Source organism: Flavobacterium flavipigmentatum (assembly GCF_020911905.1).
Taxonomy (GTDB): domain Bacteria; phylum Bacteroidota; class Bacteroidia; order Flavobacteriales; family Flavobacteriaceae; genus Flavobacterium; species Flavobacterium flavipigmentatum.
The window spans coordinates 870,917-887,044 of sequence record NZ_CP087133.1 but is presented as its reverse complement, the minus strand read 5'-3'; the positions used below and the strand labels follow the sequence as shown (position 1 = coordinate 887,044).

Annotated in this window: 18 protein-coding genes; 10 read left to right on the top strand and 8 right to left on the bottom strand. The window is 33.7% G+C overall.

Going from position 1 to position 16,128, the window contains the following annotated elements; genetic code table 11:
* Nucleotides 1-129: 129 nt before the first annotated feature.
* The 5 genes from LNP22_RS04260 to LNP22_RS04240 form a co-directional block, all read right to left on the bottom strand.
* On the bottom strand, nt 130-540 hold the full coding sequence (locus LNP22_RS04260; protein ID WP_229975485.1) for a hypothetical protein: 411 nt from the start codon (nt 538-540) through the stop codon (nt 130-132).
* Nucleotides 541-740: 200 nt separating this feature from the next.
* The gene (locus LNP22_RS04255) at nt 741-977 is read right to left on the bottom strand and encodes a type II toxin-antitoxin system RelE/ParE family toxin (protein WP_229975484.1); all 237 of its coding nucleotides are present in this window, start codon (nt 975-977) and stop codon (nt 741-743) included.
* A 72-nt stretch (nt 978-1,049) separates the two neighbouring features.
* Nucleotides 1,050-1,271 (bottom strand): addiction module protein, encoded by a 222-nt coding sequence (locus tag LNP22_RS04250; protein WP_229975483.1) that lies wholly within the window; start codon nt 1,269-1,271, stop codon nt 1,050-1,052.
* 219 nt (nt 1,272-1,490) lie between these two features.
* Nucleotides 1,491-3,287, bottom strand: coding sequence for a translation elongation factor 4 (gene lepA, locus LNP22_RS04245; protein WP_229975482.1), 1,797 nt, complete (start codon nt 3,285-3,287; stop codon nt 1,491-1,493).
* 166 nt (nt 3,288-3,453) lie between these two features.
* Nucleotides 3,454-3,993, bottom strand: coding sequence for a CvpA family protein (locus LNP22_RS04240; RefSeq protein ID WP_229975481.1), 540 nt, complete (start codon nt 3,991-3,993; stop codon nt 3,454-3,456).
* A 172-nt stretch (nt 3,994-4,165) separates the two neighbouring features.
* Here LNP22_RS04240 and LNP22_RS04235 point away from each other — a divergent pair, with 172 nt between their 5' ends.
* The 3 genes from LNP22_RS04235 to LNP22_RS04225 all read left to right on the top strand — a co-directional run bounded on the left by LNP22_RS04235 (nt 4,166) and on the right by LNP22_RS04225 (nt 6,364).
* Nucleotides 4,166-4,522 carry a hypothetical protein gene (locus LNP22_RS04235; RefSeq protein ID WP_229975480.1) on the top strand — a complete coding sequence of 119 codons (357 nt, stop codon included), beginning with the start codon at nt 4,166-4,168 and terminating at the stop codon, nt 4,520-4,522.
* A gap of 122 nt (nt 4,523-4,644) precedes the next feature.
* Nucleotides 4,645-5,664, top strand: coding sequence for a phenylalanine--tRNA ligase subunit alpha (pheS, locus tag LNP22_RS04230; RefSeq protein ID WP_229975479.1), 1,020 nt, complete (start codon nt 4,645-4,647; stop codon nt 5,662-5,664).
* A gap of 292 nt (nt 5,665-5,956) precedes the next feature.
* The gene (locus LNP22_RS04225) at nt 5,957-6,364 is read left to right on the top strand and encodes a hypothetical protein (RefSeq protein ID WP_229975478.1); all 408 of its coding nucleotides are present in this window, start codon (nt 5,957-5,959) and stop codon (nt 6,362-6,364) included.
* Between the two features lie 158 nt (nt 6,365-6,522).
* On the opposite strand, the gene LNP22_RS04220 is transcribed toward LNP22_RS04225, so the two are convergent.
* The gene (locus LNP22_RS04220; RefSeq protein ID WP_229975477.1) at nt 6,523-7,518 is read right to left on the bottom strand and encodes an NAD(P)H-dependent glycerol-3-phosphate dehydrogenase; all 996 of its coding nucleotides are present in this window, start codon (nt 7,516-7,518) and stop codon (nt 6,523-6,525) included.
* Nucleotides 7,519-7,691: 173 nt separating this feature from the next.
* Between LNP22_RS04220 and LNP22_RS04215 the strand changes: the two genes are divergently transcribed.
* Both LNP22_RS04215 and LNP22_RS04210 read left to right on the top strand, forming a co-directional pair.
* Nucleotides 7,692-8,549 carry a toxin-antitoxin system YwqK family antitoxin gene (locus LNP22_RS04215; protein ID WP_229975476.1) on the top strand — a complete coding sequence of 286 codons (858 nt, stop codon included), beginning with the start codon at nt 7,692-7,694 and terminating at the stop codon, nt 8,547-8,549.
* A 138-nt stretch (nt 8,550-8,687) separates the two neighbouring features.
* On the top strand, nt 8,688-10,193 hold the full coding sequence (locus tag LNP22_RS04210) for a hypothetical protein (RefSeq protein WP_229975475.1): 1,506 nt from the start codon (nt 8,688-8,690) through the stop codon (nt 10,191-10,193).
* 207 nt (nt 10,194-10,400) lie between these two features.
* Here LNP22_RS04210 and LNP22_RS04205 read toward each other — a convergent pair whose 3' ends face one another.
* Together LNP22_RS04205 and LNP22_RS04200 are read right to left on the bottom strand one after the other, a co-directional pair.
* Entirely contained in the window at nt 10,401-11,558 is a 1,158-nt protein-coding gene (locus tag LNP22_RS04205; RefSeq protein ID WP_229975474.1) for an iron-containing alcohol dehydrogenase, read from the bottom strand.
* Nucleotides 11,559-11,716: 158 nt separating this feature from the next.
* A complete protein-coding gene (locus tag LNP22_RS04200) occupies nt 11,717-12,481 on the bottom strand; it encodes a type 1 glutamine amidotransferase domain-containing protein (protein ID WP_229975473.1) in 765 nt (254 codons plus the stop codon).
* Nucleotides 12,482-12,567: 86 nt separating this feature from the next.
* Here LNP22_RS04200 and LNP22_RS04195 point away from each other — a divergent pair, with 86 nt between their 5' ends.
* From LNP22_RS04195 to ybiA, 5 genes are all read left to right on the top strand, one after another.
* Nucleotides 12,568-13,473 carry a LysR family transcriptional regulator gene (locus LNP22_RS04195; protein WP_210666079.1) on the top strand — a complete coding sequence of 302 codons (906 nt, stop codon included), beginning with the start codon at nt 12,568-12,570 and terminating at the stop codon, nt 13,471-13,473.
* Nucleotides 13,474-13,540: 67 nt separating this feature from the next.
* On the top strand, nt 13,541-13,900 hold the full coding sequence (locus LNP22_RS04190; RefSeq protein WP_229975472.1) for a PKD domain-containing protein: 360 nt from the start codon (nt 13,541-13,543) through the stop codon (nt 13,898-13,900).
* Nucleotides 13,901-14,002: 102 nt separating this feature from the next.
* Nucleotides 14,003-14,695: an NUDIX hydrolase gene (locus LNP22_RS04185; RefSeq protein WP_229975471.1), complete on the top strand. Its 693-nt coding sequence runs from the start codon at nt 14,003-14,005 to the stop codon at nt 14,693-14,695.
* 74 nt (nt 14,696-14,769) lie between these two features.
* Complete coding sequence (gene prs, locus LNP22_RS04180; RefSeq protein WP_229975470.1) at nt 14,770-15,603, top strand: ribose-phosphate diphosphokinase; 834 nt, start codon at nt 14,770-14,772, stop codon at nt 15,601-15,603.
* The gene (ybiA, locus tag LNP22_RS04175) at nt 15,600-16,127 is read left to right on the top strand and encodes a riboflavin biosynthesis intermediates N-glycosidase (RefSeq protein ID WP_229975469.1); all 528 of its coding nucleotides are present in this window, start codon (nt 15,600-15,602) and stop codon (nt 16,125-16,127) included. The genes prs and ybiA overlap by 4 nt, the downstream gene beginning before the upstream one ends.
* Nucleotide 16,128 lies beyond the last annotated feature (1 nt).

Sequence of the window (16,128 nt, the reverse complement as noted above, 5' to 3'; positions counted from 1 at the left end):
GTATTATAGCGGGTTTGGGACTAGATTAAGCCATATTCTCGAATTTGCCAAATCATCGCAAATACAAAATCAACTTCCCATCAAGCCAAATGCCAAAATCCGTTGTAGCATCTGTTGGCAGATCTGCGGTTATTCAGATTTCTCTTTTGTAATTTCCAATTTCATTAATTCTTTTTCGTCGAATTCAAAACTTTGGTTATTCCCATCTGTTCTTTTGATATTTACAATTATGTTGTTAGGAATTCTGTGATTATTTATTAAATGTTTTTTATATAAATAAGCAATATTTTTAGAGTTCAATGTTAGATTTGTTGAGTTTTCTTTTAAAGAATCACAATTAGTAATGTCAATTATGTAATCTTTTTTTTCATTACGATGTTCAACTTTCTTAGATCTTGTATCTATTTTTTCAGGATAATATATTTTTCCAATTTCTTGTATAAATGTGTCATCCAAATCCTCGCCATTGTCAACGACATCTTTTTTTCCTTGACAAGAAAATGCAGCAATCAATATTAAATATAGTATAAACTTTTTCATAGTTTCTTTTTAAGTGTTCCGGTAAACTGTCTGACACTTCTTAATTCCTGAAAAAACTTTCGCTTATCTATACCATAATCAGGTTTAAACACAAAGTCTTTCTCGAGCATTTGTTTCTCAAATATATTTATTTTTCCTTACAAATGAGCTATTGTTTCTAGCAAACAAAAAACCCAACAACTTTCGTCATTGGGTTATTATTATTTATTTCGATTCTTCCAGATTTCAGGACTTCTTGAAGTATGGAAGATAGCAAAAACGTTTACTACTTTAAGTTCGTCATCAATTGTGTAATGAATTAGATACGGAAATTTTTCAATCTTTCGGCATCTTATTTCATCATATTCTATTGAGAACAAATATGGATTTTTCTTTAAGGAATTAATCTGTTTTTTGGTTTGATTTTTATAACGCAACCCCAAACCTTTCGATTGCATTTCGTATCATTCAGAAGTGTTTTGAATGTCATTGAAAGCATCAATGTCTATTTTTATAGAGTAATTCAAAAATTACAGCTTTTTAGAAACTTCATCCCAGTCTAAAAGCCTTTCAGGATTGGTTTTGGCTTTTGCTATTCTGTTTAAAACTATTTCCTGATGCTCAATCGGAATTTCAATGTTATCATTCCAGATCGCATCATTGATTTTCAACCGGTCTTTAGGAGATAATTGTTTAACCGCTTCAACCAATTGGTTTACACTGAGATTTATATTTAATTTTATACTTTCCATACTAACAAAGTTAATAAAAAAATGATTTACGCTTTAAATTTTCTAAAGGATTGGAATAATCTGTTACTAAAAAGAATTTTTGTTGCTCTGTTGTAAAATTTACTGCTGTTATTGTGCTTAAAAACATTTTCTCTATAAACTTAAACAAAAAACCCAACAACTTGCGTCATTGGGTTAAATCTATATTCTTTGTTCTTTATTCTATTTTCTAAAACAAATCTAGTCGTTAAGTTTCAAAACAGCCATAAAAGCTTCTTGCGGAATCTCAACGTTTCCTACCTGACGCATACGTTTTTTACCTTTTTTCTGTTTTTCAAGCAATTTACGCTTACGCGAAATATCTCCTCCGTAACATTTTGCGGTAACGTCTTTACGAAGTGCTTTGATGGTTTCGCGAGCGATAATTTTGGCTCCAATTGCAGCTTGAATCGGAATATCAAATTGTTGTCTCGGAATCAATTCGCGTAATTTCTCGGTCATTTTTTTACCGATATTATACGCGTTGTCTTCGTGAATCAATGCAGAAAGCGCATCAACGGTTTGTGCATTTAAGAGAACATCGAGTTTTACTAATTTTGAAGTTCGCATTCCGATAGGTGAATAATCAAAAGAGGCATACCCTTTAGAAACTGTTTTCAAACGATCGTAAAAGTCGAATACAATTTCGGCCAAAGGCATATCAAAATTCAATTCGACACGCTCTGTTGTCAAATAGGTTTGATTGGTGATTAACCCACGTTTTTCGATACACAAACTCATTACGTTTCCTACGAAATCGGCTTTTGTAATGATGGTTGCTTTGATATATGGCTCTTCGACTCTGTCTAAACGAGAAGGTTCAGGCAAATCTGAAGGATTGTTAACTACGAATGGAGTGTCTGGTTCTTTTTTGGTGTAAGCCAAATACGAAACGTTAGGAACAGTGGTAATAACCGTCATGTCGAATTCACGCTCTAAACGCTCTTGTATGATTTCCATGTGGAGCATTCCTAAGAATCCGCAACGGAAACCAAATCCTAAAGCAGCAGAACTTTCGGGAGTAAAAACTAGCGAAGCATCATTTAATTGCAATTTCTCCATAGAAGAACGCAAATCTTCGTAATCTTCGGTGTCAACAGGGTAAATTCCGGCAAAAACCATTGGTTTTACATCCTCAAAACCCGTAATCATATTAGTGGTTGGTGTTTTAGCATCGGTTAGCGTATCACCTACTTTTACTTCTTTAGCTTCTTTAATTCCAGAAATCAAATACCCAACATCACCTGTCGAAATAACATTTTTCGGAACCTGATTTAGTTTTAAAGTTCCTACTTCATCAGCAAAATATTCATTGCCAGTGGCCATGAATTTGATTTTTTGCCCTTTTCTGATTTCACCATTTACAACTCTGAAGATAACTTCAATTCCACGAAACGGATTGTAATGTGAGTCAAAAATTAAGGCTTGTAGCGGTTCATCAACATTTCCTTTTGGAGCAGGAATTTTTTCGATAATAGCCGCCAAAATATTTTCGACACCAAAACCTGTTTTCCCCGAAGCATGAATAATATCCTCTAATTTACATCCGAGCAAATCGATAATATCGTCACTCACTTCTTCTGGATTGGCACTTGGTAAATCTACTTTATTCAAAACCGGAATAATCTCCAGATCATTTTCTAAAGCCAAATATAAATTTGAAATCGTTTGTGCCTGAATACTTTGTGCTGCATCTACGATCAAAAGAGCGCCTTCGCAAGCGGCAATCGAACGAGAAACTTCGTATGAAAAGTCAACGTGACCAGGAGTGTCAATTAAATTCAGAATATATTCTTCTCCTTTATAGGTATATTCCATTTGTATGGCGTGACTTTTTATGGTAATTCCACGCTCACGCTCCAGATCCATGTTGTCCAGCAATTGTGCTTTCTCTTCACGAGCGGTAACGGTTTGTGTGGCCCCAAGTAATCGGTCTGCAAGTGTACTTTTACCGTGGTCAATGTGTGCAATAATGCAAAAGTTACGTATCTTCTTCATTTTAATATATCAATTCTCTAAACGAGTTTTAGTAATTTTTGGGTATGAATCTGCGCTAGAGCAATTGCTTTAGAGCGTGTTATTAAGGAGCAAAGATAGCGCAAAGTTTTGGATTCTGGAATGAAGATGAATTATAGTTGATTGGGACGATTGTAAATTCTAAAAATTAGGCTTTTTTTGAATCTTCAACAGGCTTTTCTTCGTGCTTTTTCTTCAATGTTTCGTACCATTTTTCTATGGATGGATACACAAATGCCGCGACTTTTTTGATCGGATTGTAAAAAATAGAGCGATCAAGCGTTTCTTTTTTGGCAAAAGTGTTATTAAAATTTACTTTTTCGAATAAAGCAATAACAATACTTAAAATCAAGATGGTTTTTAGAACTCTAAAAAAGCCACCACCTAGGTTGTTTAACCATCCCAATTGAGCAAAATCGGCCATCCCGGTTAAGAATTTGGCCAATAAATAAACAGCAATTACCACGAGTATAAAAACCAAAAAGAACGCCACGACCTGAATGGTGCTGGGATTCCAGGAAACATGTTTGATGAGAAAATCTTTCATAAACGAAGAAAATTTTATCGCCAAATAAATTCCTAACAACAAAGAAACAAAGGAAGCAATCTCTACAAAGAGTCCGTTTTTGATGCCTTTGTACAAACTAAAAGCCAAAAGAGCACCCAAAAATATATCCAAAAAGCTCATATTATTTGTCTGTTTAATAAAAAGGCAAATATAAAAGAATTATCAAGGATATGTTCTCAAATTTCAAGTGTGTATCTTTGCGGGAACAATTTTAGAGTTGAGATTGTAGATTTTAGATCAAAATCCTTTATAATCAACAATGTAAACGCTACATTCATAATATATTAACATCATGTCAAGAGATACACAACTAAAAGAGCGCTGGGAAAAGCTTGTCGATATATTATCCAATCAATTCTCGCAAGGAGAAGATTTAGATCTGGATGCCATTATTTACCTTATCGGAGTGCAAGAACTCGGAAAAGTGCATCGCGAATTTAAAAAAGACGAAAAATTAAACCTCATGCACATTGCAATTTGCCGTTTATTAGAACCTTACGGTTATTACGAATTTGAGTTTTTTGATGATGAAGGTTGGCCACATTACAAGGTAAAAGAAGAATTGCCGCCACTAAAAGCAGGAGAACAATCAGTTTTAATGAAAGAAGCGATTGTCAATTATTTTTTAGAAAGACAACTTATTGAGTAAATTGTAGCAGGCAGATTTTAGATTTTAGATAGAAAATTTTAGGAGATTGTAGAAATAGTTCTTACATCTCACCGCTAACGTTTCACTTTTTTCGCTAAATTTGCACCTTCAAAGAAAGACCGATGATAGAGAAGATCAAACAGCATATAGAGGAAGCTAAAGCATTCAATGATAAAAACAAAGAATCTTTAGAGCAGTTCCGAATCAAATATTTAGGAAGTAAAGGTTTGTTGAAAGAGCTTTTTACTGAGTTTAAAAACATCCCTAACGACCAGAAAAAAGACTTCGGGCAAGTGATCAATACTTTAAAGGCTGTTGCCGAAGAAAAAGTAAGGGTAATTCAGGAAGAACTAGAAAGCAAAGTAGAAGTAAAAGGCGTTTTTGGCGATTTGAGTCGTGCGCCAGAACCCGTAATTATTGGTTCTCGTCACCCGATTTCGATAGTTAAAAATCAAATTATAGATATTTTTGCCAATATTGGTTTCAATGTTTCCGAAGGACCAGAAATCGAGGACGACTGGCATAATTTCACCGCTTTAAACTTGCCAGAATACCATCCGGCGCGTGATATGCAGGATACGTTTTTTATCCAGACCAATCCAGACGTGTTGTTGCGTACGCATACATCATCTGTTCAGGTGCGTTACATGGAGAACAATAAACCGCCAATTCGTACCATTTCTCCGGGCCGTGTGTTTCGTAACGAAGCGATTTCGTCACGTTCGCATTGTATTTTCCATCAAGTGGAAGGATTGTATATTGACAAAGACGTGTCTTTTGCCGATTTGAAGCAAACCCTGTTGTATTTCACCAAAGAAATGTTCGGAAAATCTAAGATTCGTTTGCGCCCGTCTTACTTTCCGTTTACAGAACCAAGTGCCGAAATTGATATTTATTGGGGCCTAAAAACCGAAACCGATTACCGTATCACCAAAGGAACTGGCTGGCTGGAAATTGGAGGTTGCGGAATGGTTGATCCTAACGTACTTAAAAATTGCGACATCAATCCTGACGAATTCAATGGTTTTGCTTTCGGAATGGGAGTAGAGCGTATCGCGATGTTACTGTATCAAATTGGTGATATTCGTATGTTTTACGAGAATGACGTTCGTTTCTTAGAGCAATTCAAAGCCAATATATAACATAATTCGAAAATCAAAAGTCGAAAGTCTCAAAGTTGAGGCTTTCGACTTTTAATTTCAGAGCTATTTTTCTGAAATCAAAAATCAAATTATACTATTTTAAGTTTTAAGGAGCTATTTCAGCTGTCATTCCAATCTTTTTTTGGCTAAGAAAAATAGCCCAAAAAAGGATTTTCCCTTCCATCTGGGCTATGGCTCTCCGTTACAAATGATATTTTAAATAACTTAATGACGTTTTAGTTGAGGAGTAATATCTGAAATCAAAAATCGTTATTCGACAATCAAAAATCAAATGAAAAAAGACATAACAATCCCAGAAGTAGAAAACGTATTTCTAGCCGCAGTGCAGGAATGGAGCGATGATTTTATGGAGAAAGTATGGTATGCTTATCTCGTAAACGACAGCGATTTTAATTTAGATAGCGTGATGGTGGTCTCAAAAGCATTTGGAACCATCGATGGCGAAATGAAGAAAACATCAGTATTACGTCATGCTTTTGTTGAGGTTCCAGCGGTTTCGGTAGTAAAAATCGAAATGATAGAAAAAAGCCTGTTGGTTTTAAACAACGAATTTATGGTCACTTTCTTCATCGGAAACACCTTATACGACAAGAAATTTATTTTTAAGTCTAACTTAATCAACGAAAACAATACAGAAGAAGTGCCGATTCTCTTTGTTGAAGGTGTGATGGTGAAGTAGTATTCAGTGGTTGGTTTTTGAGTGAGCAGTCACAGTAATATAAAAAGTCCGAAAAAATGTTTTTTCGGACTTTTTATATTTTAAATACGGGGCTTCAAATTTAAGAACCAAATACTTCGACTGATCACTCAAAAATTGGCCACTGAATACTGTACTATTTAATCCAACGATTCGGTTAGTTTCTTAAAAACAGATTTAGCATCTTTTCCTTCGTATAAGATCGCGTAAACTGCATCGATGATAGGTGTTTTGGCTCCATAGCCCTGATTGAGTTTATAAGCGCTTTTAGTGGCGTAATAACCTTCGGCAACCATGCTCATCTCCATCATCGCACTTTTTACGGTGTAGCCTTTACCAATCATGTTTCCGAACATTCTGTTTCTTGAAAACACAGAATAACCTGTAACCAATAAATCGCCTAAATAAGCCGAATCATTGATGTTACGTTTCATTTTATGTACTTTTCTGATGAATTTCTTCATCTCACGAATACCGTTACTCATCATTACCGATTGAAAATTATCGCCATAACCCAATCCATGTGCAATTCCGGCCGCAATAGCATAAATATTTTTAAGCATCGCTGCATATTCTGTCCCGATAATGTCATCAGAAATTTTGGCTTTGATGTAGTTTCCGGACAAATATTTAGCAACATTTTTTGCTTTATCAGGATCACCGCACGCAATAGTCAGGTAAGAAAGTCTTTCTAAAGCAACTTCTTCGGCGTGACAAGGACCCGTAATAACCCCAATATTGTAATACGGAATGTCGTATTGTATATGAAAATGTTCGCCAACGATTAAACTCGTTTCAGGAACAATTCCTTTTATGGCCGAAAAAATAATTTTATCAGCCAAAGAAACTGTTAGTTTCTCGAGTTCAGCATTTAAAAAAGCAGAAGGAATCGCAAAAATGATATAATCTGCATATTCGACCGCTTCGTTTATATTGTTGGTGAGTTTAAGTTTGTTGGTGTCAAATTCTACCGAACTTAAATAATTTGGGTTGTGTTTGTATTTCTGAATGTGCTCTATAGCAGCATCGTTGCGCATGTACCACGAAATTTCGGGCAGATTCACACAAAGCATTTTTACAATTGCCGTCGCCCAACTACCTCCTCCAATTACTGCAAATTTTAAATTTTGGCTCATTATTTTAATAATTTAAAGCAAAAGTACTTAATAATGTACTAATAATACAATGTGTCATTTAAGAAATTTGAAACGAGTGTATGATATTACTTCAAATTTAGAAAGTATTTTTTATCTTCGGAAAAACTAATTACTATAAAAAAGTATTACATTAGATGAAATTTCTTTCAAATATGAATAATAAAATCTTGAATCTTATTTTGATTTTTACCGTTGGCTGTTCTTTTTCACAAAATAAAGATTTCAAATATTTTGATAAAAACTGGCAAGAAACTATTAAAGATAAAGCATTCTTTTATAGAATTATGCCGTCTAAAAAAATTGATAATCTCGTTCTAATCGAAGATTTCTACATTAATAAAACACCTCAGTTTCAAGGTTATTCTTTAGAAAGTGACGAAAATAGTCATGTTGGGGATATTGTCTGGTATGATGAAAACGGTTTTGATTCTTCTGTTTATCAATATTATAATGTTTCAGCTCCTGTTTTGACTTATTATTATCCTAACGGAAAAAAGCTCAGAACGGTTGAATACAAAAAAGGTAAAAAGGACGGATTTACAATTCTTTATCACCAAGACGGAACCGTTTTAATGAAAGGGAAATATCTTGAAGGTAAACCTGTAGAAGGAGATTTTGAGGATATTAGTACTTGGGATGATTACAGACGCAACGAGTCAGAAGTAGAGACTGACTCTACAATAGACGCTGATCCTGTAGTCGTATCGTCGGTTGAGGTTATTACAAAAGATTCTCCTGTAGAAGTTACTACTATGCCTAAAAAGAAAACAGCAAAGAAAATAGTGAAGCAAAAAATATTCTGGATAAACTCAAAACAAGTGGCACAGGAAAAATGGTACGATCCTGAAAATTATCGCATGTATCCGTATAAACAGATGAATTATGATGTAAACGGAAAACTGTTGCAATCCATCGATAAAAGTGGTTTTGAAGAATATGGTAACAGAATTTCGAATGGTATTTTTTATTGTTATTATCTTCAAAATAAATTTGCAGTCGCCATTAAATGAAAAACTGTTTATAATCATGGGCAAAAATCAGGAGAAGAAATTAAATATTATCCAAACGGTAAAATTCAGGAATTTACTAAGTATCTCGATGGTAAAAAAGTGGGTGATGAGGTGGTTTATGATAAAAATGAAACCGTAATGAAAAAGCGAACATATAAAAATGGAGAACCTTTTGAAGGAAATTTTGACAATCATTTTTTGAGCGGCTTAATAATAAACGAGAACTATGTAAAAGGTTTAAAAGAAGGCGAATCAATCGTAAAATCCGATAAAGACAGTATTGTCGCTAAAGGTATCTACAAAAACGATAAGCCCTACAATGGAACATTTATTGTGAAAATAGGAGAAGATGATTATGAGTTAGTTCATTTGGTAGATTTTAAGAAAAACGGATTGCAAAAAGTTTTCAAGTACAATATTGATGATGTTATTAAAACATATACCTGTGTAAACGACGTGATAAATGGTGAAACTATTTTTTATGAAAGTGGACAAGTTACCGGAAAACTGGAATATAAAAATGGTTTGCCTTATGAAGGAAAATTAGTTAAGGCTGAAAGTGCAACAATCTATAAAAACGGCGTAATTACCGAAGAGATTTTTTACATGAGCAATTACGAAAGTAAAGATGAAACCAATATCCTGAAATCGAAATATTATACGAACGGAAAACTCTCGAAAATAGCTAATCGCTCTTTTGCTATTGCAGATGATGTTAAGGATTCTTATGAAGGGATTTATAAAAATGAACAGCCTTATTCAGGATATTTTTCAGCAGATTTGAGGGAGTTTAATTATGTTGATTATTACGAAAAAGGTGAAAAAAAATATCAATTTTCTAATAATTATTTAGAAAATTTGGACAATTATAAACATCCAAATTATAATATAAAGTCTACGTATAAGGACGGAAAAATAATAGACGGTGTAGAATATATAAAGTTTGATCGCCAGTTTATTTCAAAATACTGGAAAAACGGCGTTTTGCAAGCTTTTGATTGTGACCTTTTTGCAACACATTATTTTAATCGTTTTCATTTTGAATTAAAAAATAATACCATCTCAATTACCGAATTTAATACAGAAAAAACAGGTAAAATCAGCAGGCAAAAAATAGGTAATAAATATGTAAGCCAATTAATTATTGGGGAAAAAGTAATCATGTCTGTTTCATCTTTAGAAATAAACGATGTAATTCCGGAAGAGACAGGAAGTATAGTGTATTATGAATCAGATAATACAATCGAAGCTAAAATTTTAAGTTCTGAAGAAATAAATTATGAAGGGCGAAAAGAATCAGAGTTGATGTATGAGATATTTTCATCAAGTATAAATAGTTCAATAACAATGGAGGAAAACTTCAATTTATTGGCAGATAATTTTTCGAAAGGAAAAAATATTGAAGGGATGTTTGGTAAAGGCGATACTGCGTATGTATTGACAGGTATAAGATTTAATGAGGCAAAAAAACCAGAAATCGGAACCCTGATATTAAAAAACAAAAACAATAGTTATGACCTGAAATCATTTTTTAAACGAAAAATTTTTGAAGAAAAGAAGAACATCGAACTGAAAAATATCAAGCAGGAGATTGAAATACTGGCAGCATCTTTTCAGAAGAAACTGAATGAAGATTTTAAATAAGACACTTCTTTCAGTTGTATCTTAATCATTTATAAAAAAATATTGTATAGACTGCGAAATAAAATAACAACAGCTATGTTGTAGCTCTTTCTAAATTGGGACATTAATAAGTTTGCCAAGAATTGAGTTAGTTTTGTCTTTAGTATAATAAAAAGGCGTTCTTAAGTATGTTTAAGAACGCCTTTTTATTATAATTAAATGAAGTTTTTAATAACTCATTTCGACAATCGATTTTACTTTTTCTAAAGTAACTAATTGTTTTTCACCCAATCCTTTCCAACCTCTTTCCTCGAAACGGTTAACAATAAAGTCGGCTGTTTTTGAGTAATCATCAGTGTATTCAGAAAGTTTGGTGTCCATTCCCATAGTATGGAAAAAAACTACAGTTTGGTTGATCGCTTCTCTAGCCACTTCATCATCAGTACCCGTTAGGTTGAAAATTCTTCTTCCGTATTGTGCTAATTTTTCCTTTTTTGTTTCAAACATCACACGGTACAAACTAGGCCCGATAATTGCCAACGTTCTCGCATGATCAATGCCGTACAAAGCCGTTAGTTCGTGACCAATCATGTGTGTCGCCCAGTCTGAAGGAACTCCTTTCTGAATCAAGCCGTTTAGCGCCATTGTACAACTCCACATAAAATTAGAAGCCAACGCATAATCCGTTGGGTTTTCTACCACTTTTGGACCTACTTCTATTAGGGTTTGCAAAATACCTTCGGCAATTCGGTCTTGTAAATAACCTTCGTGCGGATACGTTAAATATTGCTCCATTACATGCGTGTAAGCATCTACAACACCATTTTGCAATTGTCTTTTTGGTAAAGAAGCAATAACAGTTGGGTCGCAAATAGAGAATTTAGGAAACATTGCGCTACCACCAAAAGCCAATTTCTCTTGTGTCGCCTGAATGGTTACCACTGCTCCAGAATTCATTTCGCTCCCTGTTGCTGGCAAAGTCAAAACGGTTCCAAAAGGCACTGCATTTTCTTTAATGAGAATACGCTTTTGCAAAATATCAATCGGATTGCCATCAAAATTAACAGCTGCCGAAATAAATTTTACACCATCAATAACAGAACCACCACCTACAGCCAGAATAAAATCAATTTTTTCGGCTTTAATGACTTCAACCGCTTTCATCAAAGTTTCAAAATGTGGATTTGGCTCTATTCCGCCAAATTCTACAATATCAAAACCTTTTAAATTTTGGATGACTTGTTCGTGAATTCCGTTTTTAAAAATACTTCCTCCGCCATACGCCAATAGTATTTTGGCATCCTTTGGCACTAAAGTAGATAGCTTTTCTATTTGTCCTTTTCCGAAGATTAAATTCGTTGGATTGTATAATTCAAAGTTTAACATTTTTTTTAAGTTTCTGAGATACTAAGTTGTTAAGGTTCTAATTTTTAAATCCTGGCAACTCGATATCTTTTTTATTAATATTTTATTTGATACTAAGTCGCTAAGTTTTTTTAAGATATTCAAATCTTAGGAACTTAGCGACTCAGCAACTTAGAACCTTATTTGTTCAATTTTTCCAATAATTTACCAGCAACTAACTTAGACGAGGCTGGATTTTGTCCCGTAATTAGCAATCCGTCCTCAACAGCATAAGGTTGCCAATTGCCTATTTTTGAGAATTTTGCTCCGTTTTGAGTCAACGCATCTTCTAATAAAAACGGAACCACTTTTGTTAAACCAACTGCTTCTTCTTCTTCATTTGTAAATCCGGTTACTTTTTTGCCTTTTACTAGAAATTCACCGTTCACTTTTACATTTTTTAAAACTGCTGGCGCATGACATACAAAAGCAACAGGTTTTTTATGATTGTAAAAAGATTCGATCAAAGCGATAGAATTTTTATCTTCGACCAAATCCCACAAAGGTCCGTGTCCGCCTGGGTAAAATACAGCATCATAATCTTTTTGGTCAATTGTAGAAAGTTTGTGCGTGTTTTTTAATTTTTCCTGTAATGTTGTATCGGCATCAAAACGCTTGGTGTCTTCGGTTGCAGATGCAGGATCGGCACTTTTAGGATCAATGGGTGGCTGGCCTCCAAGTGGTGATGCAATTGTAATTTCGATACCTTTGTCTAATAATTCATAATAAGGTGCAGCAAATTCTTCTGACCAAAATCCTGTTTTCTCTCCTGTGTTGCCTAGTTTATCATTACTAGTAACAACAAATAATACTTTTTTCATCTCTTTTTTATTTAATTTTTGAGCCATAACTGAAACGTTTCCAGTTATCAATGTCATAATTGCGATTAAGGCTATTTTCTTCATTAGTGAATAATTTTTTACAAATTTACGACTAAAGTGATATTAGTAAAAATAAAATAAACTATGTTTGTTATAAATATATCTATATCATGGTAAATCTGGAATGGTACAGAACTTTTAAGTCTGTCTACAAAAATGGAAATTTTTCGGTGGCTTCTAAAGAATTGTTTATGAGTCAGCCTGCTGTTAGCCAGCAAATTGCGATGTTAGAAGCACATGTTGGTTATAAATTGTTTAACCGAAAATCGAAAGGTGTCGAACCTACGGAATACGCTAAGTTACTCAATAATTTGATCATTGACGCACTAGATCGATTAGAAAACGTTGAAAGTGGGTTTAGGGCAAAAGCAGAAGATTCGGTTCGGTTGATTTCTGTAGGTATCTCCAAGGATTTATTCAATAGTTGTGGAAGTATCTTAATTTCTAAATTCGATTTTATCGATTTTACCTTTGCAGAAGACGATGCTCTTTTTGCGCTCGTTGATGCTAAAAAACTCGATTTTGCCATCGTAACCAAAAGATTTGATACGTTTGATACAATGTATGAAATTGTCGGAAAAATTAAATTGGTAATGGTAGCGCCAACAAGTTTAGACATAACAGATTTTCGTCAGAAACTAAAATCAGATAATTTATCTGAGACAGAACAATGGCTGAATGAACAAAAATGGTACAGCCACGACGCGAGAATTCCGTACGTAAAATTATTTTGGTTGCACGCTTTTAATAAAAAAAGGCCATCAATGGTGCCCAATTATATTATTCCGTTTGAATCTGAAATGCTCGAAATGCTTTCTAAAAATACAGGTATTGCAGTAACCTGGAACTGCAATGCAAGGAAATATATCAAGGAAAATAAATTGCAATTGGTCTGGAATAGTTTTCACGTTCCTGAGGAGTTTGTTTATTTACTAACCGCTAAAAACAACAATCTGAACTCATTTTATGAGAGTATTGGAAAAGAATTAAAATTGTTTTTAGGTAATAGAATGTAAGTATTTAATTGTGTCTTAGTTTACTTTTAATAAATATTTAATTAACCAAATTTCTAAATAACCTAAAATGAAAACACCTGTAAAGTTTTTATTAATTATAACAGCATTTTTTGTTATTAATTCCTGCACCGAAGAAGACTTAGACAGAATAACAGATTGTTGGGGACAATCATCTGTAGTTGAGATACAATATTCTTTAGATCCGCTTAATGCCAAGAAAATTACGTATTCAATTAAATACGAGGGAAGCGGAACCTTAAATGATGTAACATGGTCGTTTGGCGATGGAAAAGCAGCTGTAAAAGGTTTAAAAGTAACACATATTTATGAAACTGCAGGAACCTATGAAGTTAAGGCTGATATAGCAGTTAAAAAAAATCAAACGGATTGCAGTTTAAACCTAAAGAAAGATGTACAGGTAAACTAAAATTAAATTAGGAAAATTACTGAAATTCATGGCAAACTTTTTCGTTTTAGTATAACAACAGGGAACTTCAATAGTTATATTTGTTGTTAATGTGTTTGAGTTATGGAAAATTTTCAAAATATTAGAATTGCCGTTGATGCCATTGTTTTTGGATATAAAAACAATAGTTTATACGTGCTTTTGATTGAACAAAAATTTGGTTCGGCAGATCAATACTGGGCGCTTCCGGGCGGTTTGGTAAAAAATGATGAATCGTTAAGTGATGCCGTTATCAGAGAGCTGCATGAAGAAACCAATGTTCAGTTAACTTTCATGGAACAGCTTTATACTTTTGGGGATGATATTTATAGAGATTCTCGAAACCGCGTAATTTCTGTTGCGTACTATGCTTTGGTCGATGCTTCCAATCTTGAAATCAAAGCCGATTCAGATGCCGAAAAAGTACAATGGTTTAAAATAGATGCAATTCCAACTTTGGCATTTGATCATAACTTAATTATTGAAAAAGCCATTTCACGATTAAAGGCCAAACTAACTTATGAACCAATTGGATTTGATTTACTACCGCCTGAATTTTTGTTTTCTGATCTCGAAAATCTTTATTGTACCATTTTAGAAAAAGAAATTGATCGAAGAAATTTCAGAAAAAAAATACTTAGTTATGGTTTTTTGGAACAAACAGATCATTTTTCGCCGGTAAAAAATGGTAGACCCGCTAAATTATTTCGATTTAATAAATTGAAATACAATGCTTTGTTAGAGCAAGGGTTTCACTTTGAAATAAAGTTTGCGTAAATTTTACACAAAATAAATTGTAGAACAAAAATATTAATCTATATTTGCGTAATATTAACGCAAACTAAAAAACTATGATACTTAATTTAGACCCAAAATTTACTCCATTTCTTAATCAGGAAGAAATCAAATTTCAAAGTTTTACCTTTTTTGGGGGAGAACCACACATTAAAATCGATCCTAATTTTGATGTTAGTCAAAAAGTAACCATCACGCACCGATTAAATTCCTTCAACGATTTAGGTTTGTTGTGTATTACGGTTGATGCCTTACGCAGAATGGATGTTCAAGTAATCGATTTGTTTATTCCTTATTTTCCAGCTGCAAGACAGGATCGTGTGATGATAAAAGGAGAATCTCTTTCTGTAAAAGTGTATGCCGATATTATCAATGCTTTACAACTTAATAAAGTTTTTGTTTTTGATGCGCACTCTGAAGTTACGCCGGCGTTGGTCAACAATTGCGAAGTGATTCCGAATCATACTTTCATAAAAGAAGTTTTAAAAGTAATTGGCGAAAACGTAAAATTGATTTCTCCAGATGGTGGCGCTCTCAAAAAAATCTACAAAGTTTCTGAGTTTTTGGGCGGAGTTGAGGTCGTAGAATGCAGTAAAAGCCGTGATGTAAAAACGGGCAGATTGTCTGGTTTTAAAGTGTATGAAGATGATTTAAACGGTGTAGATTGTTTGATTGTTGATGATATTTGTGATGGTGGCGGAACTTTTGTTGGCTTAGCCGAAGAATTAAAAAAGAAAAATGCTGGAAAATTATACTTAGCCGTAAGCCACGGAATTTTCAATAAAGGTTTTGAAGTTCTCAATTGTTTCGATAAAATATTCACTACCAATTCTGTAAAAGATTTTGAGGATGAAAAAGTACTTCAAATAGCATTGAATGAGTTGGTATGAAATACACGATCCAAAATATAGTATCAGAAAGTAAATTTTTATTTTTCTGGGGACATCAGCCTAGCAAAGACGGAACCATAACCAAAACTTGTTTTAGCCAATGGTGGTTGAGTTCTTTTGAAGTTGATAAAATAATTTACAAAACAGCAGAACATTGGATGATGGCCAAAAAAGCCGAGTTGTTTAATGACAGTGAAGTTTTAGAAAAAATCATTAAGGCTAATTCTCCCGCCGAGGCGAAAAAGTTAGGTCGAGAAGTTAAAAATTACGATGATAAACTTTGGTTAGAAAATAGATTTGAAATGGTAAAGCAAGGAAATTATCATAAGTTCAGTCAGCATGCGGCTTTAAAAGCATTTTTAATCAATACAAAAGATAGAGTTTTAGTAGAGGCAAGCCCCGTTGACCCTATCTGGGGAATCGGAATGGCGAGCGATCATAAAGATGTTTTGAATCCGGAAAAATGGAAAGGTCTAAATCTTTTGGGTTTTGCTTTGATGGAAGTTAGGGATGAATTGAAATAAG